This window comes from Ruegeria sp. CDSA020 (assembly GCF_059612345.1).
Genome location: NZ_JBXWQK010000002.1, coordinates 115,027 through 136,027 on the forward strand (window position 1 = coordinate 115,027; position 21,001 = coordinate 136,027).

Consider the following 21,001-nt stretch of genomic DNA (forward strand, 5'->3'; position numbering starts at 1 on the left):
TGAACTTTCTCAGCCGCCAGACAGCGAGCAGGTCTTGCGCGCATCTTTGAAGGCGCATTTGCCCGAAGACCCTGCGCCACCCTTGTTCACACGAATCTCGGATGCTTCGTTCACACGTTTCCCAGAAGCATCGGCAGTTTCTGAACCTTTAAAAAACGACTTCAGGCCGCCGAACAAACCGCTCGAGCTTTTCGGTTCGACCTCTTTTTCTTCCGACCCACCCGTTAGCTTCCCGAAAAGTCGCCCAAAAACACTGCCGCCAGATCCATCCGCATCTGCGTTTTCAATTTCCAGACCAGCCAACCCTTTGCGATACCCGATCTGGATCAAATCATCCGGGGATTGGATATTGTTTGCCGTCAGATCGAAAGCATCAGATGGCAACCCGTGTTGTGCCGCCATTGTATTGGCAAGCAAGGCCAACCCGTTGATGTTTTCGATCCGCAACTGAGCAATCTCGCTGCGCAGCCGGGTGAACTCGGCCCGGACTTCGGCCATTTGCAAGGCGCGCTCAATGCCGCCATCCGGGTCGGTAACCGCCTCGTTTCCTACACCAGGCACCGGCCGGCTAAGCAACGCGTTCATCCCATCATAGTCAAGCTGGCTGAGGAATATGCGCACATCCTGCTCCGGGGCATCCGTGTACATCTCAACACGTATTTCCTCACCCAGACCCAGGGTGCCCGTATAGATCTGGAACCCAACCGGCTCTGTCAGGTCCGTCACTTTGGCAGTGATCATCGACCAGACTTTACGGACATCGAGATGGATCGGGCTGTACTCAGCTTCGACGAACTGAAAATAGGCAACGCCCCCGATCACACCGAACGGAGCATAGTTGCTGGCACCGAAATCCATCGAGTCGATCGATCTTGCGATATTGCCTGCAAGTGAATCCGCGGAAGCTTCCTGCCGCAGTTTGATCTCAATCCAGTAAGTGTGACCAGCCTTTTCATAAACCCAGCTTGCCTTATCCAGTTTTTTGGCCTGTATTTCAGCTTTTTGAACGGCCACCTTACTGGCAAGCGGGCGCGCTGCCTCGCTGACTGATTTCAAGCCCCCCCCTTCACGCGCATCGAGCGTGAAGTCACTGTCCATTATTGCCCGACGCGAAAGCTCTGAATCCGGGACCGGCATATAGGGCTTGCCCCCTGCGCGCCAACGCTTCTGGCGGTCGCGTTCTGCCGCTTCGGCATCCAGTTCTTCATGATAAAGGGCGAACCGCGTTTTGAGCGTTTCCACATAGCCGTTTGCCGACAGCCTACTTTCGTGTTTCTTATCCTGCTGGTAGTAATCCAGCCCGGCGACAACCAATCCAACAATCAGCGCAAACCCGATCAGCCGCAACGCGTCCATCAAATTACCTCAATATTCATTCACTGCTTATTTCGCGCAGAATCTTTGAAAATTGAGGCATCCTTGTGGCCTAGATACGGAATAATCCGCGCGGTTTTTACCCGTCCCGAGCCGGAAATATTTTTCCAGGGTTCATGATATTGTCGGGATCAAGCGCCTTTTTCACCGCCTCCATAAAGGTCAGCGCTGCCCCTAGCTCCTTGGCCAGATATGACCGCTTTCCTTGCCCGATCCCATGTTCCCCGGTACAGGTTCCCTCCATCTCGATCGCAAGGTCATTCAACCACCCAACAAACCCGTCCGCTTTGGCCACTTCGTCGGCGTTTTCCATGTCGATCAACAGCAAGGTGTGAAAATTACCGTCCCCTACATGCCCGACAATCGGCGCCAAAAGCCCAAGTTCCTTGGCCTTGTTCCGGGTCGCAGTCACGCATTCTGCCAGTCGCGAGATCGGTACGCAAACATCGGTTGATATGCCCCGCGCACCGGGGCGCAACTGCAAGCTGGCCCAATACATATCATGGCGTGCCTGCCAGAGTTTGTTGCGTTCTTCGGTTGTCGAAGTGGCCGCGAAATCTGTGCCGCCGAACTCTTCGGCGATCTGACCAAATGTCTCAGCCTGCTCGACCGCACCACCAGTTGATCCATGAAACTCCAACAGCAAAAGCGGGGTTTCCGGTAAGGCCAGTCCCGAATAGGCGTTTGCGGCCTTCACCGACACCTCGTCCAACAACTCGATCCGGGCCACGGGAACGCCGTACTGGATCGTCATCATTACAGCCTGACATGCCGCGTCGACAGAAGGAAAAACACAACGCGCCGAGGTGATCGCTTCGGGGATGCCTTGCAGACGCAGAGTGAGTTCTGTGATGATGCCCAGCGTGCCCTCTGCGCCCACCATCAGGCGGGTCAAGTCATACCCGGCCGACGACTTTCTGGCCCGCTGCCCGGTTCGGATGATTTGCCCGTCCGGCATCACGGCCTCAAGGCTAAGGATATTGTCCTTCATCGTGCCATAGCGCACCGCATTGGTTCCCGAAGCACGGGTCGCCGCCATACCGCCCAGCGAGGCGTTCGCACCGGGATCAATCGGAAAGAACAGACCCTGATCACGCAGATGAGTATTCAGCTCCTCTCGCGTTACACCTGGTTGCACGACACAATCCAAATCATCGGAATGAACGGCCAGTACCTTGTTCATCTGAGACAGATCGACCGAAATGCCACCGGCTGGCGCGTTCACATGCCCTTCCAGCGAGGTTCCGGTGCCAAAGGCAATCACAGGGACCTTATGCGTGGCGCAGGCCTTGACGATTTCCGAGACTTCCTGGGTCGAACGCGGAAACACCACCGCATCAGGGGGCTGGTTTTCGATCCACGTGGTCGTATGCCCGTGCTGCTCGCGGATCGCCTGACCCGTTTGCAAACGGTCGCCGAATTGCTGTTTCAGAATGCCGACGACCGTTTCAATCCCCGCCTCGTTTCGCCGAAGCGACTTTGCCTGCACCATGCTTTCCCTTTCTGACTGGCCGCTAGACTATTCGCCCAGCGCAATGCCCTCACGTCGCGGATCGGCACCGCCTGTCAGCATGTCCCCGATCTCGATGGCATGAAGACCTGATGTCAGATCACGCGCGTTGACCTCATAGCCAAGTTCGGTCAACGCATCCGAAAGCCCTTCGGCCCCGGTGCCCTGTTCCACGTCGAACGTGCCGAAACGATTGACCAGATGCGGCAGTGCCAAGGCCTGTTGTACATCCATATCCCAATCTGCCCAGGCGATGATCGACTTGGCAACATAGCCGATAATCCGGCTTCCGCCCGGCGATCCGATGGCCAGAACCGGTGCACCGTCCTGCATCACAATGGTCGGACTCATAGATGAGCGCGGACGCTTGCCCGGTTCCAGACGGTTGGCAATCGGAACGCCATCACTGTGGGTTTTGAACGAGAAATCTGTCAGCTCATTGTTCAGCAAGAACCCGTTGGCCATCAGCCGGGATCCAAAGCCGTTTTCGATCGTCGTGGTCATGGACAGCACATTGCCATACTGGTCCACGATCGAAATATGCGAGGTCGACGGAAGTTCCAGCGAGATATCATCCGCCCAGTTCGAGGCGTGGTCAAATTCGGGATTCCCCGGACCGGCGTCGATCAATGCGGCCTCACCGCTCAGCAACGCGCCCCGTTCGGACAAATAGGCAGGATCGACCAGCCCCTGTGTCGGCATCGGGACAAAATCATGGTCAGCCATATAGCGCCCACGGTCGGCAAAAGCCAAACGCGAAGCATCCCCGATCAGCCGCCAGGATCTGATATCTTCGGGGCCTGACGCTGCCAGATCATAGGCGTTCAACATGCCCAGAATCTGCCCGACCGTCAGCGCCCCTGAGGATGGCGGGCCCATTCCGCAGACTTCATAAACGCGGTAGGTGGCGCAGACGGGGTCACGTTCGATGACCTGATAAAGCGCCAGATCTGTACCAGACAGCACGCCCGGATTCCCAGGCGCGTTGCGAACCGCGCTGACGATCCCGGCGGCAATCTCTCCTCCGTAGAATCCAGCTGATCCTTCCGCAGCCATGATGCGCAGCGTTTCCGCATAGGCCGGGTTCGTCAACCGCTGCCCCTGTGCAAGCGGCTGTCCATTCGGCAGGAAATACGCGGCTGTCTCGGCAAATCGAGACAGGCGTTCCGCGTCATTCTCAGCAAGGCTGGCCAATCGAGGGGAAACCAAAAAACCCTCATCAGCCAAATTAATGCCGTCAGAAAACAGGCCGGGCCACGGGCTGCGGCCCCAGCGGCGATGCGCCTCTTCCAACAAAGCCGGGGTGCCGGGTGTGCCGACGGAAAGTCCCCCGACAACCGCATCAAAGAATTTCAGCGGTTCGCCATTCTCGTCCTGAAACAGACGATGGGTAGCCTCAAGCGGGGCGGATTCACGTCCGTCCAGTGTTGTCAGCTTGCCAGAGGCCGCATCATACCAGACCAGAAATGCACCACCACCAAGGCCTGAGGATTGCGGCTCGACCAAACCAAGTACAACCTGCACGGCAACCATCGCATCAGCCGCCGAACCGCCTGCCCGCAGCACCTTGGCCCCGGCCTCAACCGCCAGAGGGTTGGCCGCGGCCACCATCCAGTTCTGCGACGTCACGGGTTCACCGGCCAATTTCGCTTCGAGTGAGGCTATGACTTCTGCGGTCAGGCCCTGAACCTGCCCGTCAGTACCACCCTCGGGTGCAACCGCATCCGCAGCTTCCTGAGAGGCCAACGGCCCGGCAAAGGTCATGGTTGCCAAAAGCAATCCCGAAATCAGACTTCGTTTCATAGTATCCTCCTGAAAAATTGACTTTGTATCGTCCGGCCACCAAGCCAAGTACTATAACATGGAAGGAACAACTTGGTCCGGTGGTCGGTGGCCGTCTTCGAATGTCTTGATATTTATGATAACTTTTTCGCCCATTTCGATCCGCCCCTCAAGCGTGGCAGATCCCATATGCGGCAACAGAACCACGTTCGGCAACTGCCGTAGGCGAGGGTTCACCTTCGTTCCGTGTTCATAAACGTCAAGACCTGCACCTGCGATATCGCCTGACCGGATTTGGCGGGTTAGCGCGTTTTCATCGACCACTTCGCCACGTGACGTATTGACGAGCACTGCACTGGGCTTCATCAGCTTTAGCCGCCGGGCATTCATCAGGTGAAAAGTCGAAGGCGTAGACGGGCAGTTGACCGAGATCACATCCATCCGTGCGACCATCTGATCAAGGCTTTCCCAATAGGTCGCCTCAAGCTCTTGCTCTGTCTCCGGTCTCAACCTACGACGGTTGTGGTAATGTATCTGCATTCCGAAGGCACTGGCACGACGGGCGACCGCCTGACCAATCCGGCCCATCCCCAAAATGCCAAGACGCCGCCCACCGATCCGCCCACCCAGCAACGCGTTGGGTGACCATCCTTGCCAGTCCCCTTTTTGCATGACGGACAGCCCCTCGGGGATGCGGCGGGTCACGGCCAATATCAGCGCCATGGTCATATCCGCAGTATCGTCGGTCAGCACACCGGGCGTATTCGACACAAGGATGCCACGCTGACGGGCGGTTGCGACATCGATATTGTCAACCCCTGCCCCATAGTTAGCGATCAGTCGCAGCCTTTCACCCGCCCGCCCCAGCAACCCGCCATCAATCGAGTCTGTAACCGTTGGTACAAGTACATCCGCTTCTTGTACGGCCGCTACAAGCTCTTCTCGGGTCATGGGTGCGTCGTCCGCACGCAACCGGACATCGAACAGCTCGCTCAATCGGGTTTCAACAGCCTCGGGCAACCGTCGCGTAACGACAACACTCAGACGTTCTCTAGGCACCTGTGTACTCCCACTGCTTTGCAAACTTTCGCGCGTCATGGCATCGTGGCGCAGGATAAGGCGGGGCACAAGAACCCCTGGGCATTGATCCAACCTTTTTTCGAAGCAAAATTAACAGGCATAAGAGCAGACTGTCAGTGAGTGTTCTCCTACCAGTAAATCGCCGGATTCTGGCGCTTTTTTCAGTAATTATGCTTGTGCTTGGTCCCTTGGTGGCCAGCGCACAGGATAAGCGCGGCCAAGTCACGAATCTGCCTTTGCCACGGTATGTTTCCATGAAAGCGGCCGAGGGAAACGTGCGCAGAGGACCATCCCTTTCGCATCGAATCGACTGGGTGTTCAAACGGCGTGGGATGCCTTTGCAGGTGACGGCGGAATATGGCAACTGGAGAAAGGTTCAGGACCGCGATGGCGCAGGGGGTTGGGTCCATTACGCCTTGTTGTCTGGCGTGCGCACAGTACTGATCGAATCCGACTTGCTGCCGGTCTATTCCAACCCGGACCCAAACTCGCAGGTCAGTGCGCGGTTTGAAACCGGCGTTGTCGCGCGGCTTGGAACCTGCACGATCGAGTGGTGTCGCATCTCTGCAGGTGGCTATCGTGGCTGGGCCCTAAAATCCAACCTTTGGGGCGTCGACCCCTCAGAGATTCGCGAGTAGCGCTGATCTCAGAGCAACCGGCAATGAAGTTCCCGATCCGCCACTCTCGAACTTGCTTATTCTTGTTATCTGCTTCGGCATTGGGCCGCCCTACGTAAGCAGGAGGCGCAACAAAGGGGTGCAGCGCCAGAAAGACCACATTCGCGACTGCCACTCGCCCTCGTTAAACCAATCGAAAACCTGCTTCCTGTCCGCCTGCCAGACGAATCCTCGCCCGGCCCAGCCGTTCAACATCTATCCGCAGAGTCATGCTTCATTGGCGGAAGAGCCAATTCACAGCCGTTGCCGTCAAACCATGTTCAACACCTTCGGGCAGGAAGAGGTGCTGCTAACATGACCCGTGAAAGATGCTCTGAATTTTTTTTATAACTGGCCTAATTTTTTGCCTGAAAGCTCTTGAACCCTACCAACAACAATCGTAGATAGCGCCTCACCGTTGGGGTGTAGCCAAGTGGTAAGGCAGCAGTTTTTGGTACTGTGTATCGTAGGTTCGAATCCTACCACCCCAGCCATGATATTCTCTTATTGCTAATTAACCATAAGCGTGCAAATTTCGCTCGGTTCGTGCAAATCGATGCCAATAAGTTTGTCTACTCACACCGTGTCGAAGATTCACCGTCATCTGTGCGTTTCTATTAGAAGCAGGGAATACTAGTTTTCCTTAGAATGTTGCTGCTGACTTTTTGTATCGAGCCGCGGCTGGTTGATGCAAAGGCCGATTCTAGGGTTCGCTCCAGATATGTTGGTTCCGTTCCCAGATCTTCTCGCTAATCAGGCAGTTTGAGGGTGAGGTAAGTTGCGCCTTCATAACCTCTCCTATTGCTGGCGCTGACCCAATTTCCAGTACCAATTTTCTTCGTACTCCCTCCGCAAAGCCCTGCCAGTCAAGCGCCGGGACTACGAATGAACCAGGTCCGCCTGTCACACAGTTCTGGTAGTAGACGTCAAGATCGTCGAAGTGCCGCTGACTCCCCATACCTTCGCGGGTCATCAACGGTTACCCATTTATAATAATCGACTTCGACAATACTGCCTCACGGGCCCGCAAAACCGGGCAGAAGTTGCGAAACATCAGCCGCGACAGCTGGTGAGGTCCAAACAAGGCCCGAAGCAAGCACAATCGCGGAAACCAAACCTTTCAACTGGCGCACTGTTTGGGAAGCTGGTTGGAAGGTGGCATCAATTGCATTGATCATACCTGTAGTCCCCGTACTCCAGCCAGTTTGCCGAGCCTTCCCTAAAAATCAGAAATTCGGACCTGTCTTCCCCTAGCAGGGCGACGACAAATCCGACCGGTGGCTCAGAGTTTCCGAAGTAACTGTAGGCCGTCATGGCTCTGATCGACTCGCCGTTGACCGCCACTCGCGCGTCCCACTCCCCCTCCGGGTTTTCCAAAATCATGGGTTCGATCACGCGTTTTATCGCACCGCCTCCACAATAGACGATGCCTTCGGGTGCTTCATAGGAGGCTCCCTGGCTGGCATCCGAAGCGCACTCAGAACGAAGGGACCGAATTGCGGCGCTGGAACCTTTTAAGTCGAAGATTCCATAGCTGACATCTTGATCAATCATCGACAAATTAACCGATGCATTGGCCGCAAGCTGGTCCAGTACAAAACCATAGTCCTGCTGACTATTGAAACTGATCTCGACAGGATAATTGTCAACGATCTGCAAAGCAGCGTTTTCAGCGCCAACCTGAAATGCCCCAACCTCGGTGGTTCCGTTCTTCAAAAAACGAAAGGAAAGCCCTTTCTTCTCCACAATGTCCTGGCTGTCCTCATATCCAGCTGGAGCAAAGCGAATACTGTTACACTGAAGCTCCAGCGTCATGTTTCCGGTCTGAATAAATGCATTGGGATTAGGCCCGGAACTGAACGACCACTCCGCCGATGCTGTGGTCGCCATTGCCATCATTAGCGTTCCAATGGAAATCGGTCTGAAACTCATTTTCTCTCTCCATGGTGTTGCGGTTTGCACTTTCATTCAGCAAAGATTCCGACCTGTTGCCCGGACAACAAGGTCAGGAAACAGGTGCGCCGTATCCGTTTGCGCCTTCTTGGGAAGGTCGTGTCAGCCACCAGATCATCAGAATGGACAGAACGAATTGCAGAATTGAGACAACAACTATACCGGTCAAACCCAGGACTGCGGCGGGTCCTCGCAATGCATCGGGGTTTTCGGTCCCTTGCTCCAATACCGAAAAGAACGCCACCCCACCCAGCATAACAAAAAGCGTTGCAATGCTGAGCGCCATCGGCAGCAGCAAGAACCAACCAGGTCGTCCTGTATCATGCAGCCTCCGCCAACCGGCGGCCAGCATAGGTATGAGAACGGCCAGTTGAAAAACAGAGGACAGAACCCGAGATCCTTGGCCTGTTTCGGGGTTTGTCCCAAACAGGATCGAATCCAACCCGGCTAAAACGGCACTCACGAGAACCACAAACAAGAAGAACCACCAGTATTCTGAGCGTATAGCCCGCCCGGAGAACTGGAAGTATTTCGAGAAACACGTTTTAACTGCTTCACCGAATCCCATCTTTCATTCCTTTCTCAGTTTCTGTGCGGTCTCAAAACATTTCGCCGCTCAGGAGAACACACTCTCCCCTCTGGGTACTCCCACTTACCTTTTTGTTTGAAAGCAGAAGCCTATCGTACGAGAGCGTAAAGAAGTTTGCGCGCGGAAAAAATGTTGATTTATGAAAAAATATATTCGAACATACGAATTCGACACAACTTTTTTTACCTCCGTTGTTGTCGCTGTCGCCCGATCTACCGGGCCCTTCCGACTGCTGGAGTGAGTGCCGGCGGTCGGAAGGCACTTCACAATAATCTGGCTTGGGAGAACACGATGCTCAGAATTAACGTACTCGCCCTCTCTCCCAAGCTCGCTCTAGCTTTTACCAGTGACGTCATACGGCCATCACGCGTTGTTGGCGGCCTCGGTAGTCAATGTAATGTCGTTCTGCCCCACAAGCCCCCCGCGGCAAGTTTTTGGGAAAGGTAGTCAAAGGATCGAGGTGTGTTCTGTTGGCTGCACAGACGCAAAAGCTTCAAACATGCGCATCCAATTTCACTAATTTCAATGGAACCAGAGGGAGAAGAAAATGACTAACAAGAAGGTGATGATTGCAGGCGCGACATGTTTCGCATTGCTTACAGCCTGCGACGACACGAGTACGTCAAGCGCGTCCGCCGAGCTCACGCCCGCTCAGCAGGCATGTTTACGGGATGTAGCCAACACGACAAACAATTCGCAAGTCGTGGTGCTCTCATCCGCGTTTAGCGAGGCGGGGACACAAGTCACTGTAGGCGTTGGTGAGGATCGCGCTCCGTGGAATTGCATTGCCTACAGTGATGGCGCGACAGCTGGTATCGAGTTCCTTGGCGACGAAGGCGCATTGTAGTCTGTTCGCTGTGTATCTCGAAAGCACCAGTCGTGATCAAATTTGAATAACGGCAAGCTTAGACATTCAAACCTCGTAATAGGATTGGGTTTTAACATGCTCAATCATGCTAAGGTTGTAGAAAATGCCCGTAACCAACTCGGTTGTAATTGCGATCATTTGCACTTTTGTGGCCATTGTTTCAGTTCCAAAATACAGCATTGCACAAACTTGGGACATAGCATCACAGCACTCTGTCAGCGGCGTAACGGTGTATGATTCAGATGAGCTGTTAACTTTTGCCGGTCAGTTGGCCTTTGATCGGTCAGGGCGCATCACAGCGGTGGAGGTCGCATCAACGATCACGCAGATCTACCGAGAAGACGGCTATTTTTTGGCTGAGGCCTGGCCTGGCCCCGATGGGCAGAGCATTGTTGTTGATGAAGGGCGTATTCAAACCATCGAAATTGAAGGTGTAGATACGCGCACGTTCCAAACCTTGGAAAAAATCTTTCGCCCCCTCACCACCGCATATCCAATAACTCTCAAACAATTTGAGCGGGCGGTTATGTTGGCCGAGGACATACCTGATTTGGAATTGTCGACCGAACTTGATTATCCGGATCAGGCAGGTGCTAGGCTGAGAGTATTGGGAGAGCCTCTGCGCAAACAAGCCGGGAGTGCGACACTCGACAACCCTCCGCGTGAGCTTGGAGAAGCGCTCAGCTTCTATGTCGTACAAGAGTTTTATTCGACGCTGACCGTCGGGGATTTACTGCGCTTTGAGGGATCAGGCAATTACAATTGGGACAAAGACGACGAACACTCTTTGTGGGGCGCTGTTACCTATCGCACGCCGCTGAACAGCAATGGTCTCTACGGTGAGATTTTCTACGGAAACATAAACGCAAAACGTGACCTCTCGGGGGATTTTGCAAGAACGGATATTGACGGCGAGAACTTCACCGTCGCGATGGGTTATCCCGTGATCCGCGATGTGGCCAGTTATGGATATTTTCTGCTGGATTATCGCCTTTCGAAAGCGGACTCAGTAAGTGGCGGCGTTCCATTGTCCAGTGACGCGAGCGTTGTTGGTCTTACGTATCTTTACGGGCAAAACTATCCAAAAGGACAAGCTCTGGAAGCGGGGCTAACCTTATCTTTTGGTGACAATGACAACGACACGACAGACGCGAATTTTGACGACGGAGACTCTTCGTTCTGGCATCTGCGGGGCGGCATCGGATACGAAAGCCCATTTACGAGCTTGTCACCCAACACAGCTTGGCGCACCGAGATCTGGGGCCAGTTCACAACCGACCGGTTACCCTCGGTCGAGGAGTACTTCCTTGGTGATCGCTATGCTTTGCGCGGATATCGGTTCGACGAAGTAGACGGTGATTCCGGGATTTCCGCGATTTTCGAAGTGTCGCACTCCTACTTTCCAAGTTCCCAAAGCATTCATCGCTTAACGCCTTTTGTCTTTTTCGACGTGGGTTACATCTCGAACAATGACCCAGCGAGTTTTGAAGTTGATAATGCTACACTGGCATCGACAGGTCTGGGTTTGGACATTGAGTTTAAGCAAAACCTATTCCTGTCCGGATATGTCGGTGTCCCTTTGAGAGACGGCCCTTTGACCGACTCAGGCGATCCTGGCGCGTATCTTGCTCTGACAACAAGTTGGTGAGGATGTTATGAAACGGAACCGCATTGTTTTATTTACCGCAGCTTGTTTGGTCGCAGAGCTGGCCGCTACGCAGGTCGTCGCTCAGGGAAATCATTTTGGGTGGTGCCGTGGCGTAGGGAATCCGCACCAGTCGAGCCAAGGATGTGGGCAGGCCGGTGGGCAAGGGGCAGGCAATCAAATTACCGGCCCAACGCAGCCGGTGGCAAATCAGTTGCCGCCTAAAGGAACACAGCAAACGCCCACATCAGTTACTGTTCCAGTCCTTGCGCCGGGCGCGGTCCCGAACGCAATTCCCGGTCAGGTTCCTATTGCGACACCAATAGCGGTTCCAGGTCAGGTTCCCACGCCGGTCCTAGCGCCGACCCTAGTTCCGCCTTTGACACCAAACGCGACACCAAACCGGGTTCCGACAGCTGTTCCAAATCAGGTTCCCTCATTGGCTACCGGTCCTACCGCGGTGCCGCCGCAAGTTCCGACTGCAACTCCCAATCAAGTTCCGATAGCTATCCCTGGCCAGGTTCCGCCTCAAGTTACTGGCCCGACGGCTGTGCCGCCCCTTGTGCCAACAGCGACACCCAACCAAATACCAGTCGCAGTGCCAGGCCGTGTTCCGCAACCCAGCGGCACTACAGCGACGCCACCGCTTGTCCCAACCGCAACCCCCAATCAAGTTCCCACGGCGGTTCCTGGCCAGGTTCCACAGTTGACACCAAAACCTACGGCAACTCACGTGGCCGTCCCAGGACATCCGAAGCCACAAGGCGTCGTGACAATCATGCGCCCAAAGCCGAGGCCGACAACCGGTACTGTTCAGCAACCTGGCACAACACAAGTGACCCACCATTTAACCCACCAAAGTAATTCAAAGAAACACGATCACGTCGCAGCAACACCTGGACGGCATGACCCGCACGACCTGCCGAGGTTCCGCAGCGCGGCGGCCAAGGAAAACTGGGAATGCGTTGCCAGCGGATTTGGGCAACGTCGGTATGATGCCGGGCGCGGCGTGTTGCTGAACAGCGGGGCACTACGACACCTTGGAAATGTGGATGCGATGGCTCGTGATGTACCAGCACGGCACCCGAAGCATTCCGGATGCATTATCTCGGTCAAACGAAAGCAGCGCTGAAGCTCGCTGGGTAGGTTTTGCTCGGGTAATGAGATTAATCGACCAATAGTTCGTCAATTGTCATCTGGACAATTGGATTTCGTATTGCCCTTAATCCCTGGCGTTTACGTTGGCTGATGTAGCCCAACAATGCTCCGTACCCAAATTTACTTCAAATAGGCCAACAATCTAAAATGCAGCACTTCCACGAAAAGTCTCCGACCATCTGGGCCGGTCAGGTTCGGCTAGAGAAACTTTGAACGGCAACTTTGCAAAGTCAGCTTTCTGCGCATAGCCGCCGTTTGCAACGACAGTTGCTGCAATCGCGGCGAATGTCGGCTCAGTGGCCACCTGCTCAATGCCCGCTTCGGTTTGCATGAAGATCGCGGCTGGGAATATTTCTACAAATAGCCGCGTCGCGCCATGTTTTGGGCTCAGAAGCCTCTCTGATTTTTTCCGGGAAATCGCGCCAAATTGTCCGAAAGCCGCCGCGCCGCTAAATCAGTTCTTTGTATTCGTACTTTTTACCAAGCGGTTGTCTCGGCACACAGCTTCGGGCAATGCAAAACACACTGGTGGATGTAATGGTGGATACACAAAGCAGATATCAGATCAAAGTCTCGATATTGAAGAGTTTATCTTAGCTAAATGGTGCCCGGGGGCGGAATCGAACCACCGACACGAGGATTTTCAATCCACTGCTCTACCCCTGAGCTACCCGGGCACGGAAACGGCTTTTGCCGTTGGGTGGAGGCGTTCTATGACTTGCTACTGGCAGTGTCCAGAGGCTTTTTTACATTTTTTCAATGTGGGCGCGGCATCTCAGTTTCCGATGAAGAAACATCCTGTTCAGCGTCTTCTTCACGCTGTGAAGGAACCGCGTAAGACCCGTTCAGCCATTTGGCCAAATCAATGTCTGCACAGCGTTTGGAGCAAAAAGGACGGAATTGAGACACGGTAGCTGCGTGGCAGATCGGGCAGCTCATTTCAGCACCTCTTCCAAGGAAATCCGACCGCGTTTGCGTTGCAATTCATAGTGACCCAAGGGGGTCCATCCTGCCAGAATCGTCTCGATCGGATCAGACTTGAATGCAGATCGCAAAGCGGCTTCGAAACCGCGCCGGTCTTTCTTGGGCATTGGAGCGAGGTCGAGCGTGATCTGCCCCCCCAACCCACGGACACGCAATGCACGTGGCAGTGCTTTTGCGCAGGCGAAATTGGCCTTGGTTCCGGCGGCCATCGAGGTGTCTGAACCCGTGTTTACATCTACGGCCACCAGGGCGCGGGTGGGCTGGATAAAGATGTGTCCGCCCCCGGCCAATGGTTCTGATATTCCGCCCGCCTGATCCAATGCATCCAGGACACCATGCGCCTCAAAGGCGCCGGGCTCGGTGACGACCTCGGCCGGGTCGGTCCAGTCGCGCCAGGCCAAAACATGCGGCCCATCACCTGCGAGCAGAACCTCAGGCTCGGTACCAGGATCGTTCATCACAGCATCGGCATGAGCCAGCATGACGCCGATATCTTCAGCAATCTCTTCGGCGTTCTCGCCCTGACAGCAGGACCGCAGGATCAACCCGTGTTCGCTGCCCGCCATCGCCTCATGTGCAATTTCCAGCAAGCGGTCGCGTTCATCGTCATCCCGGATGCTGCGCGAGATATTCAGGCCGGGCGCGTCCGGTGTGACAATCGCAAAGCGGCTTTTAAACAGCACGCGATCCGTCACCGGCACCGCCTTTCCGGGTTCGACAAAACCGGTCACCTGGACCAGCTTGAGCTCTCCGGGGGCCAATCCTTTGACCTGTCGCAAAAAGGCCTGGCCGTCCGGCGTGGCCAGAAACATCCCGCCCTGCCCCTTGACCGGGCGATCCGCCCGCGCCCGGTAGATAGTACCGGGTGCCGGGGCTTCGGAAGCAATCAGGAAATCGTCAAGCTTTCCGTCCACCATCAACGCCGCTGCCTCGCGGTTGTTGATGTGGTCTAAAACGATGGTACGCCCCTTCATGGTGCCTCGCGATACAAAGGATAGCCGATGCCCTGCAGCAAAGCGGCAGTCTCGGATAATGGTAGTCCCACGATGCTGGTAAATGAACCGGAAATCCATGGGATGAACGCCCCTGCAGGCCCCTGGATTGCATATGCACCGGCTTTGCCTTGCCAGTCACCCGTTGCCAGATAGGCATTGATCTCAACATCCGACAGGCGCTTGACCTTGACCTGAGACACCACATCGCGTTGCGATATGCGGTCTCCGCGCCGAACCGCAACCGAGGTAATCACCCGGTGCCGCCGTCCAGACAGAGCGTGCAGAAACTCGGCCGCCTGACCTGCATCTTCAGGCTTTCCCAAGATGCGCCGACCCAGCGCGACCGTGGTGTCCGCACAAAGTGTGACATCATCGCTTTCGGCGGGAACAGCTTGCACCTTGGCGCGTGTGATCCGGTGGCAGTAGGGCACCGGCAGCTCACCTTTCAAAGGCGTTTCGTCAATGTCGGGGGCGCGGATGGCGTCGGGCTGCACACCAAGCTGCGCCAGCAGGTCCAGCCGCCTTGGACTGCCCGATCCGAGAATAAACGCCATGTGTCGGGCGTTACTTAAAGCGATAGTTGATCCGACCTTTGGTCAGATCGTAGGGGGTCATCTCGACTTGAACTTTGTCGCCAGCCAGAACACGGATGCGGTTTTTGCGCATCTTGCCTGCCGTATGTGCGATGATCTCATGGCCGTTTTCCAGCTCGACCCGAAACGTCGCATTAGGCAGGAGTTCCTTCACGACACCGGGAAATTCGAGCGTATCTTCCTTGGCCATGTTGTCTCCATAATTACGTTGCACCCGCAGAATCTACGGGGATGTGCGCCTAAATGAGCCTATTTCAGGCTTATTTCAAGGGCGTATTCACCTAAAGAGAGGATATTGTGACTGTTTCGACTCGACCGCACTGCTCGTCCCAATGGGCGCGGTTCAACACATGGCCATCCCGGCGCACATTGGCGATCGTTGTCAGGTCGACGTCGGCATAGGTCCAGCCAGGTTGGTTCAGTGCACCCTCTGCTAACACTCCGGTCGCGGGAAAACCCTTGTCAGGTGGACCAAAAATACCGCCCGTTCCTGTATTCATATCCACCGCATCGGACCATTCGTTTTTGCCCACCAGAGACGCCATGACTGTAACACATTGGTTTTCCAGCGCACGCGACATAGCCCCGATGCGGACACGCCAGTACCCTGCCAACGCCTCGGTGCATGAGGGAACCAGGATTATATCCGCCTCACTTAGGGCTCTGCCTAGCAAGGGGAATTCACTGTCATAGCAGATCAGGATTCCGATTTTTCCAAGTGGGGTATTAAACAATTTCAGTGGTCCGCCCGGCGCGATATCCCAGTCTTCGCGTTCAAAGCGGGTCATGATCTGTTTGTCCTGATGGTCAAACGTCCCGTTCGGAGCGTAGAGCACAGCCCGGTTTACCGGACGGCCAGACCCGTCAATCACCGGAGCGGATGCGCCCAGGATGTAGGTCTCATGCTCTTGAGCCAAACGCGAATGCAGGGCCTGCACGTCCCCCATCCGATCTGAAACAGCACGGATCGAACGCTCTAGATCACCCGCTACTTCGGCCCCGTCCAAAGTCGACAATTCCATCGCGCCATACTCGGGGAAAACGAGAAGATCTGCCCCCTGCCCTGCGGCATCCGAGACCCAGCGGGCCAGCTTATCTTCATACTGCGCCCAGTTTTCGAGCCAGTCGAGGTTATAGGCGGCGGTGGCAGCTTTCATGGAGTAACTTTCATTGCGCTGGTTTGGCGAACACTAGTTGAGGGCGCCCTGAAAAGTACAGGAACATATGCGCATATACCGGCCCTGCAAGGGATTGTGAGTTGGCATCTCAAGCCTGAAATGGCTAAATAAGATTAGGAGAGTTGCGATGCAAAACCGGGAAAGTTTCGAAAAGTTCTATTACACAAAGGTTGGCATGGGAGAAGCCTGCGGTTGCGCCGAACGGATTATCGACGTGTACGAATTCAACCGAACGGGTGGAGCGCTATCAAAATCAACTCCGAGACAGCAAAGGCGGAAACGCCGGTCAATCAGGGCTTGGGCCGTAAAATACGGCCTTCTTGGGCGCAAACGTCAGCCATAAAATCTAAGCCGTGATATCCCTGATCCAAAACTGCAACGGCTTCAGCGTCTCGCCTTCTTCGCCGACATCCTTCCACGAAAACTGCGCGACAGCGCCGGGCAACGGCTCATACTTCCGCGCGCTCCAAAAAGCATCCAGCGGGCGGTAGGTATCAGGCCGCATCGGGTGATCGGTCGTGCGTTGCACACCGCAAAAGGCGCATTTGGTGAAGCCAAAGTTGCGCGCATGGGCTTCGCGCAGGTCAAAGAACCTATGCCCCACGCCCTGCCCGCGATAGTTGGGCAGCAAGACGGATTCGGCGCAGTAGAAGATCTGGGACAAATCCAGCCCAGAGCCATCGAAGGCCGCCGCGAAATCGGCGGCATGGTCGACTAGCGGGGCGCCGGTCGATGCGCCGATCAGACGATCCCCGTCAAAGGCACCAACAACGATGGCTCTGTCGCTGTCACGGTAGGATTGCAGGTATTTCCGCTCGTATTCCAGATCGCCGTCATAAAGATACGGCCATGCCCGAAACACCTCGATCCGCAAGCGAGCGACATCATCCAGAGCTGCCTCAAGCGCCGCCCCGGTCAAGGCGCGAACGCCTGTGACCTCAGCCATTCGAGACCTGCTTGGTCCAGTCGGCCAGGTTGTAAAAGGTGGTGACCCGCGTGATCTTGCCATCCTTCAGGTCAAAGAACGACCCGGCTGGTAGGCGGTAGGTCTGCCCGTGTGCTTTGGGCAGGCCTTCATCCGTCTCAAGATAGGTGCCGTTCACGATGAATTCAGCGGCGGCACGGGTACCGCCCTCGGCCGCGAACACAACGATATCGGTGAGGTTCTCGCGATAGCAGCGGTTCATGTGGTCACAAAAAGCTGCGAATTTCTCTTTGCCCACTCGTATCTGGCCTTCGTTCACATGATGGGCCACATCGTCGGACAAACAGGCCAGCATGCCGGTTACGTCCCCGGCGTTGAAGGCTTCGAAATAGGTTTTGACGGTTTCGTTCATGGTCACTCCGTTGGTTCACCCCAGCGGTCCTTCAGATGCTGAATGATCTGATCGCGGGTCTGTCGGTAGTGATGTAACTTTTCCTCGCGGCTTTCGCCCAGCCCGGTAGGGTCCATTATTGGCCAATAATCGACATCCAGATGAAAAACCCGCGTCAAATCCAGCGCACGGCGCTGGCTGGCCGGCGACAGCGCTACAATCAGATCGAACGAGCTGAGGTCGTCGCCCCATTCCTGCATTTCATCAAACGACCGGGACCGGTGACGTGAAAGCTCGACTTCGATTTCATGACAGACCGAAATGCAAAAGCCATCGATCTCAAGATCGTTGTGCACCCCGGCGGATTGCACATAGGTGCCGGTGCCATAAAACTTCTTCATGATGCCTTCGGCCATCGGAGATCGGACCGAATTGTGGTCGCAACAGAACAAGATGGACTGCGGCAGAGACGTCACCCGTCACCCCCCGAAATGCAATACGCAGATCAACGTAAACAGGCGACGGGCTGTGTCTGAATCAACTTCGGCCTTGCCTTCCAGACGTTCCTGCAACACCCGACTGCCTTCATTATGGATACCGCGCCGGGCCATGTCGATGGTTTCGATCTGGCTGGGCGGCAAAGTCTTTACGGCGTCGAAATAGCTTTCACAGATCTGGAAGTAGTCCTTGACCACCTGCCTGAATGGTCCAAGGGACAAATGGAACTCGGCCGCTTTTTCTTCGGCTTCGGTGGCAATGTCGAAGACCAAACGCTTGTCACGGATCGAGAGTTGCACATGATACGGCCCTTCCGGAACCACACGATCATCGCGTTTGGGCAGCGCGAAAGCGTTATCCTCAAGCAGATCATAGATTGCCACTTTGCGCTCCTGCTCGATCTCGGGTGTCGGCGGGGGCAAGTTTCTATCATCCAGTTCGATGTGCGAAATTCGGGTCATGGTCGTTTGGTCCGTTCAGGTCGGGACAGACTTATCCCAATGGAAATAAATGGGCAACGCAGTGACGGGCCGTCCGACGAAAATCGTCAAAGCGGGTGTTCGGACGGATCTATTCCGTGTTTGCGCAACAGCGTATCGACCAGTGAACCAGAGTTGATTTGGCGGCCAAGAAAGATCTTTCGGAACCAGGATCCAAAAAAATGGACAGACATCTGTTGGTCCCACTTCAGAAAATCCAATTTGGAAAGGTCAGGATCATTCCAAAGGCCGCGATATCGCAATGGGATAGGATAGAGGACCGACCTGTGCACAGCCATCTTATGCTCTGGTGTGCCATAAAGAAAATGAAACAGCATGGGCGGACCAAAGCTGAAAATTGGCAGGCTCCAATAGGTCGACCCGTTGAACATCTGGCGGTAGGTTTCCTTTTGCTCTTGTGTCCACCATGGTGGCACCAGATCGCTGTCAAAAGCATATTTGCACATGGCCTGCAGCCCCGGACTGTCGCAGGGCAACGCAAGTACACCGTTCATGATCCGTTGTTTCTTGAGGTTCGCATTCGGAAAAAGATACCCGTTCTTTGTCTCGAGTGGCCGGACCGCATAAGCATCCGCATCGGCCCAGATATAGTCGGTTTTTTGCATCAACTGCAGACGGAAAAGATCTGCATGAACGGCTACGGATCGGGTTATCGGATCGCGGTAGATCTCGGGAGTATCATAAATTTCGCGGGCATCGCGCGGCTCGATATAATCCGGAATGTCTTCAAGATCGCCATAGTGATAGACGATTGGCTTTTGGTCGACATCGGCGAAGGACTTCAGGCACAGATGTTCCAAAAAGCTAAAGCGCTTACCGATCCAGAGGGTCGCCACACGTTCCAAATCAACCTCCTTTAGATCCGGTCGCACATAAAGAGCGCCGCAATTTGCCCCTTGACTTCAAGCCCTATCGGAGAAAATCGGATGAGGTAATTGCAGGTGTGACCCTCTGACCATAGGTGATCAACCGTTCAATCGCTTCAACCGTGCGGTCACGGACAGGCCGTGCGCCTCGAGGCTTTCCGACTGCGCAAGTTGCTCTGCCGCTGGCCCGATTGCCCGCAGGGCTTCGGGTGTCATCTGGCTGAGAGTCGTGCGTTTCAGGAAATCCATCACACTCAGACCGGAAGAAAAACGCGCCGACCGAGAAGTGGGTAGGACGTGATTAGGCCCACCAACATAATCCCCGATTGCCTCGGGTGTGTATTGACCAAGAAAGATTGCACCTGCGTGAATTGTCTTTTCGCTCAGAGCGACGGGATCTGCGACGCATAGCTCAAGGTGTTCCGGGGCAATTCGGTTCGACAGAGAGGCTGCCTCATCCAGACTGCCCACAGTGATCACCGCACCAAAATCGCGCCAACTGGCCCCGGCTATGGCCCGGCGTTGCAGGGTTTCAAGACGTTTTTCCACGGCTTGCGCCACGGCCCGTCCAAAATCGGCGCTATCCGTGATCAGAATGGATTGAGCACTTTCGTCATGTTCTGCCTGGCTGAGCAGGTCCAGCGCGATCCAATCCGGATCGTTATCCTTGTCGGCAATGACCAGAATCTCGGACGGGCCCGCAATCATGTCGATGCCGACCTTGCCAAAGACACGGCGCTTGGCCGCGGCGACAAAGGCGTTTCCGGGGCCTGTGATCTTGTCCACCGCTGCAATGGTATCTGTTCCATAGGCCAGTGCCGCAATCGCCTGCGCCCCGCCGATGCGATAGACCGTAGTCACGCCTGACAGGCGCGCGGCCAAAAGGACCAGAGGGTTCGCCTGACCGTCTGGGGTGGGCACGGCGATTGCCAGACGCTCGACCCCTGCAACATTGGCCGGGATCGCGTTCATCAGAACCGACGACGGATACGAGGCCAGCCCTCCCGGCACATACAGCCCCGCCGCAGACACTGCGGACCAGCGCCAGCCAAGGGTCGCCCCGGCCTCATCCGTCCATTGGTGATCGGCGGGCATCTGTTTCTCGTGATAGGCCCGGATGCGTTCGGCTGCCAGTTCGAGCGCCTGACGATCCGCGTCCGAGACCTGCGCAATGGCGGCGTCGATTTCCTCTGCCGAAAAGGCCAGCGTATCCGGTGTCAGCTCTAACCGGTCGAATTTGGCCGTCAGTTCGATTACCGCCTCATCCCCACGGACCCGCACATCGTCAATGATCTGCGCGACGATGGCATCCACATCCGGGCTGTCTTCGCGCTTGGCCGACAGCAGGGTCTGAAAAGCCGCGTCAAATTCGAGCGACGTGGTGTCTAGAAAAACGGGCATGATCTGGCACTCCGTGGCGTTTCACCGGGTCATATCGCCGGGATGGGCTGTCCTC

General features: G+C 55.4%; 24 protein-coding genes and 2 tRNA genes. 6 read left to right on the top strand and 20 right to left on the bottom strand.

The annotated features are described in order from the left end of the window. Nucleotides 1-9: 9 nt before the first annotated feature. The 4 genes from AC2FJW_RS03515 to AC2FJW_RS03530 form a co-directional block, all read right to left on the bottom strand. A complete protein-coding gene (locus AC2FJW_RS03515) occupies nucleotides 10-1,356 on the bottom strand; it encodes a hypothetical protein (protein WP_496749222.1) in 1,347 nt (448 codons plus the stop codon). A 97-nt stretch (nucleotides 1,357-1,453) separates the two neighbouring features. Next, the gene (locus tag AC2FJW_RS03520; protein WP_496749223.1) at nucleotides 1,454-2,866 is read right to left on the bottom strand and encodes an FAD-binding oxidoreductase; all 1,413 of its coding nucleotides are present in this window, start codon (nucleotides 2,864-2,866) and stop codon (nucleotides 1,454-1,456) included. A gap of 27 nt (nucleotides 2,867-2,893) precedes the next feature. Further along, nucleotides 2,894-4,687: a gamma-glutamyltransferase gene (ggt, locus tag AC2FJW_RS03525; protein ID WP_496749224.1), complete on the bottom strand. Its 1,794-nt coding sequence runs from the start codon at nucleotides 4,685-4,687 to the stop codon at nucleotides 2,894-2,896. Nucleotides 4,688-4,738: 51 nt separating this feature from the next. After that, nucleotides 4,739-5,725: a 2-hydroxyacid dehydrogenase gene (locus AC2FJW_RS03530; RefSeq protein ID WP_281973630.1), complete on the bottom strand. Its 987-nt coding sequence runs from the start codon at nucleotides 5,723-5,725 to the stop codon at nucleotides 4,739-4,741. 191 nt (nucleotides 5,726-5,916) lie between these two features. Here AC2FJW_RS03530 and AC2FJW_RS03535 point away from each other — a divergent pair, with 191 nt between their 5' ends. From AC2FJW_RS03535 to AC2FJW_RS03545, 3 genes are all read left to right on the top strand, one after another. Then, on the top strand, nucleotides 5,917-6,384 hold the full coding sequence (locus AC2FJW_RS03535; RefSeq protein WP_282022367.1) for an SH3 domain-containing protein: 468 nt from the start codon (nucleotides 5,917-5,919) through the stop codon (nucleotides 6,382-6,384). A 118-nt stretch (nucleotides 6,385-6,502) separates the two neighbouring features. Beyond that, nucleotides 6,503-6,721 (top strand): hypothetical protein, encoded by a 219-nt coding sequence (locus AC2FJW_RS03540; RefSeq protein ID WP_496749225.1) that lies wholly within the window; start codon nucleotides 6,503-6,505, stop codon nucleotides 6,719-6,721. 100 nt (nucleotides 6,722-6,821) lie between these two features. After that, nucleotides 6,822-6,896 (top strand) — tRNA-Gln (locus tag AC2FJW_RS03545). Nucleotides 6,897-7,105: 209 nt separating this feature from the next. Here the strand turns inward: AC2FJW_RS03545 and AC2FJW_RS03550 are convergent. The 3 genes from AC2FJW_RS03550 to AC2FJW_RS03560 form a co-directional block, all read right to left on the bottom strand. Then, entirely contained in the window at nucleotides 7,106-7,375 is a 270-nt protein-coding gene (locus AC2FJW_RS03550; RefSeq protein WP_496749226.1) for a DUF1194 domain-containing protein, read from the bottom strand. 188 nt (nucleotides 7,376-7,563) lie between these two features. Next, nucleotides 7,564-8,334 (bottom strand): hypothetical protein, encoded by a 771-nt coding sequence (locus AC2FJW_RS03555; RefSeq protein ID WP_496749227.1) that lies wholly within the window; start codon nucleotides 8,332-8,334, stop codon nucleotides 7,564-7,566. Nucleotides 8,335-8,407: 73 nt separating this feature from the next. After that, on the bottom strand, nucleotides 8,408-8,923 hold the full coding sequence (locus tag AC2FJW_RS03560) for a DUF805 domain-containing protein (RefSeq protein ID WP_496749228.1): 516 nt from the start codon (nucleotides 8,921-8,923) through the stop codon (nucleotides 8,408-8,410). A gap of 568 nt (nucleotides 8,924-9,491) precedes the next feature. Here AC2FJW_RS03560 and AC2FJW_RS03565 point away from each other — a divergent pair. The 3 genes from AC2FJW_RS03565 to AC2FJW_RS03575 all read left to right on the top strand — a co-directional run bounded on the left by AC2FJW_RS03565 (nucleotide 9,492) and on the right by AC2FJW_RS03575 (nucleotide 12,589). Further along, nucleotides 9,492-9,791, top strand: coding sequence for a hypothetical protein (locus AC2FJW_RS03565; RefSeq protein ID WP_496696819.1), 300 nt, complete (start codon nucleotides 9,492-9,494; stop codon nucleotides 9,789-9,791). A gap of 169 nt (nucleotides 9,792-9,960) precedes the next feature. Further along, entirely contained in the window at nucleotides 9,961-11,460 is a 1,500-nt protein-coding gene (locus AC2FJW_RS03570) for a ShlB/FhaC/HecB family hemolysin secretion/activation protein (protein ID WP_496749229.1), read from the top strand. Between the two features lie 832 nt (nucleotides 11,461-12,292). Beyond that, nucleotides 12,293-12,589: a hypothetical protein gene (locus tag AC2FJW_RS03575; RefSeq protein WP_496696816.1), complete on the top strand. Its 297-nt coding sequence runs from the start codon at nucleotides 12,293-12,295 to the stop codon at nucleotides 12,587-12,589. 168 nt (nucleotides 12,590-12,757) lie between these two features. On the opposite strand, the gene AC2FJW_RS03580 is transcribed toward AC2FJW_RS03575, so the two are convergent. From AC2FJW_RS03580 to hisD, 13 genes are all read right to left on the bottom strand, one after another. Next, on the bottom strand, nucleotides 12,758-12,946 hold the full coding sequence (locus tag AC2FJW_RS03580) for a hypothetical protein (protein ID WP_496749230.1): 189 nt from the start codon (nucleotides 12,944-12,946) through the stop codon (nucleotides 12,758-12,760). A 271-nt stretch (nucleotides 12,947-13,217) separates the two neighbouring features. Next, a tRNA-Phe gene (locus AC2FJW_RS03585) sits at nucleotides 13,218-13,292 on the bottom strand. A 79-nt stretch (nucleotides 13,293-13,371) separates the two neighbouring features. After that, nucleotides 13,372-13,554, bottom strand: a complete 183-nt coding sequence (locus AC2FJW_RS03590) for a DNA gyrase inhibitor YacG (protein ID WP_496749231.1) — start codon at nucleotides 13,552-13,554, stop codon at nucleotides 13,372-13,374. Continuing rightward, nucleotides 13,551-14,573 (bottom strand): ribonuclease E/G, encoded by a 1,023-nt coding sequence (locus AC2FJW_RS03595; protein WP_496749232.1) that lies wholly within the window; start codon nucleotides 14,571-14,573, stop codon nucleotides 13,551-13,553. The genes AC2FJW_RS03590 and AC2FJW_RS03595 overlap by 4 nt, the downstream gene beginning before the upstream one ends. Continuing rightward, nucleotides 14,570-15,148: a Maf family protein gene (locus AC2FJW_RS03600; protein WP_496749233.1), complete on the bottom strand. Its 579-nt coding sequence runs from the start codon at nucleotides 15,146-15,148 to the stop codon at nucleotides 14,570-14,572. The genes AC2FJW_RS03595 and AC2FJW_RS03600 overlap by 4 nt, the downstream gene beginning before the upstream one ends. A 10-nt stretch (nucleotides 15,149-15,158) precedes the next feature. Further along, nucleotides 15,159-15,377 carry a translation initiation factor IF-1 gene (gene infA, locus AC2FJW_RS03605; protein ID WP_005978431.1) on the bottom strand — a complete coding sequence of 73 codons (219 nt, stop codon included), beginning with the start codon at nucleotides 15,375-15,377 and terminating at the stop codon, nucleotides 15,159-15,161. 91 nt (nucleotides 15,378-15,468) lie between these two features. Further along, nucleotides 15,469-16,344 (bottom strand): carbon-nitrogen hydrolase family protein, encoded by an 876-nt coding sequence (locus tag AC2FJW_RS03610; RefSeq protein ID WP_496749234.1) that lies wholly within the window; start codon nucleotides 16,342-16,344, stop codon nucleotides 15,469-15,471. Between the two features lie 367 nt (nucleotides 16,345-16,711). Then, nucleotides 16,712-17,311, bottom strand: a complete 600-nt coding sequence (locus AC2FJW_RS03615) for a GNAT family N-acetyltransferase (protein ID WP_496749235.1) — start codon at nucleotides 17,309-17,311, stop codon at nucleotides 16,712-16,714. Beyond that, nucleotides 17,304-17,702, bottom strand: a complete 399-nt coding sequence (locus tag AC2FJW_RS03620; RefSeq protein ID WP_496692238.1) for a ketosteroid isomerase-related protein — start codon at nucleotides 17,700-17,702, stop codon at nucleotides 17,304-17,306. Before AC2FJW_RS03620 ends, AC2FJW_RS03615 begins: the two co-directional genes overlap by 8 nt. Before the next feature lie 2 nt (nucleotides 17,703-17,704). Next, a complete protein-coding gene (locus tag AC2FJW_RS03625) occupies nucleotides 17,705-18,157 on the bottom strand; it encodes an arsenate-mycothiol transferase ArsC (RefSeq protein ID WP_496749236.1) in 453 nt (150 codons plus the stop codon). A 3-nt stretch (nucleotides 18,158-18,160) separates the two neighbouring features. Next, nucleotides 18,161-18,640, bottom strand: coding sequence for a UPF0262 family protein (locus AC2FJW_RS03630; RefSeq protein ID WP_142639020.1), 480 nt, complete (start codon nucleotides 18,638-18,640; stop codon nucleotides 18,161-18,163). Between the two features lie 86 nt (nucleotides 18,641-18,726). After that, entirely contained in the window at nucleotides 18,727-19,524 is a 798-nt protein-coding gene (locus AC2FJW_RS03635) for a hypothetical protein (RefSeq protein ID WP_496749237.1), read from the bottom strand. A gap of 120 nt (nucleotides 19,525-19,644) precedes the next feature. After that, nucleotides 19,645-20,946 (bottom strand): histidinol dehydrogenase, encoded by a 1,302-nt coding sequence (gene hisD / locus AC2FJW_RS03640; RefSeq protein WP_496749238.1) that lies wholly within the window; start codon nucleotides 20,944-20,946, stop codon nucleotides 19,645-19,647. Nucleotides 20,947-21,001 lie beyond the last annotated feature (55 nt).

Bases quoted from the DNA above. Each gene is read 5' to 3' on its own strand.
- AC2FJW_RS03515 (WP_496749222.1), bottom strand. From the start codon at position 1,356: ATGGACGCGTTGCGGCTGATCGGGTTTGCGCTGATTGTTGGATTGGTT.
- AC2FJW_RS03520 (WP_496749223.1), bottom strand. From the start codon at position 2,866: ATGGTGCAGGCAAAGTCGCTTCGGCGAAACGAGGCGGGGATTGAAACG.
- ggt (WP_496749224.1), bottom strand. From the start codon at position 4,687: ATGAAACGAAGTCTGATTTCGGGATTGCTTTTGGCAACCATGACCTTT.
- AC2FJW_RS03535 (WP_282022367.1), top strand. From the start codon at position 5,917: ATGCTTGTGCTTGGTCCCTTGGTGGCCAGCGCACAGGATAAGCGCGGC.
- AC2FJW_RS03550 (WP_496749226.1), bottom strand. From the start codon at position 7,375: ATGACCCGCGAAGGTATGGGGAGTCAGCGGCACTTCGACGATCTTGAC.
- AC2FJW_RS03555 (WP_496749227.1), bottom strand. From the start codon at position 8,334: ATGAGTTTCAGACCGATTTCCATTGGAACGCTAATGATGGCAATGGCG.
- AC2FJW_RS03560 (WP_496749228.1), bottom strand. From the start codon at position 8,923: ATGGGATTCGGTGAAGCAGTTAAAACGTGTTTCTCGAAATACTTCCAG.
- AC2FJW_RS03565 (WP_496696819.1), top strand. From the start codon at position 9,492: ATGACTAACAAGAAGGTGATGATTGCAGGCGCGACATGTTTCGCATTG.
- AC2FJW_RS03580 (WP_496749230.1), bottom strand. From the start codon at position 12,946: ATGCAAACCGAAGCGGGCATTGAGCAGGTGGCCACTGAGCCGACATTC.
- AC2FJW_RS03590 (WP_496749231.1), bottom strand. From the start codon at position 13,554: ATGAGCTGCCCGATCTGCCACGCAGCTACCGTGTCTCAATTCCGTCCT.
- AC2FJW_RS03595 (WP_496749232.1), bottom strand. From the start codon at position 14,573: ATGAAGGGGCGTACCATCGTTTTAGACCACATCAACAACCGCGAGGCA.
- AC2FJW_RS03600 (WP_496749233.1), bottom strand. From the start codon at position 15,148: ATGGCGTTTATTCTCGGATCGGGCAGTCCAAGGCGGCTGGACCTGCTG.
- infA (WP_005978431.1), bottom strand. From the start codon at position 15,377: ATGGCCAAGGAAGATACGCTCGAATTTCCCGGTGTCGTGAAGGAACTC.
- AC2FJW_RS03610 (WP_496749234.1), bottom strand. From the start codon at position 16,344: ATGAAAGCTGCCACCGCCGCCTATAACCTCGACTGGCTCGAAAACTGG.
- AC2FJW_RS03615 (WP_496749235.1), bottom strand. From the start codon at position 17,311: ATGGCTGAGGTCACAGGCGTTCGCGCCTTGACCGGGGCGGCGCTTGAG.
- AC2FJW_RS03620 (WP_496692238.1), bottom strand. From the start codon at position 17,702: ATGAACGAAACCGTCAAAACCTATTTCGAAGCCTTCAACGCCGGGGAC.
- AC2FJW_RS03630 (WP_142639020.1), bottom strand. From the start codon at position 18,640: ATGACCCGAATTTCGCACATCGAACTGGATGATAGAAACTTGCCCCCG.
- hisD (WP_496749238.1), bottom strand. From the start codon at position 20,946: ATGCCCGTTTTTCTAGACACCACGTCGCTCGAATTTGACGCGGCTTTT.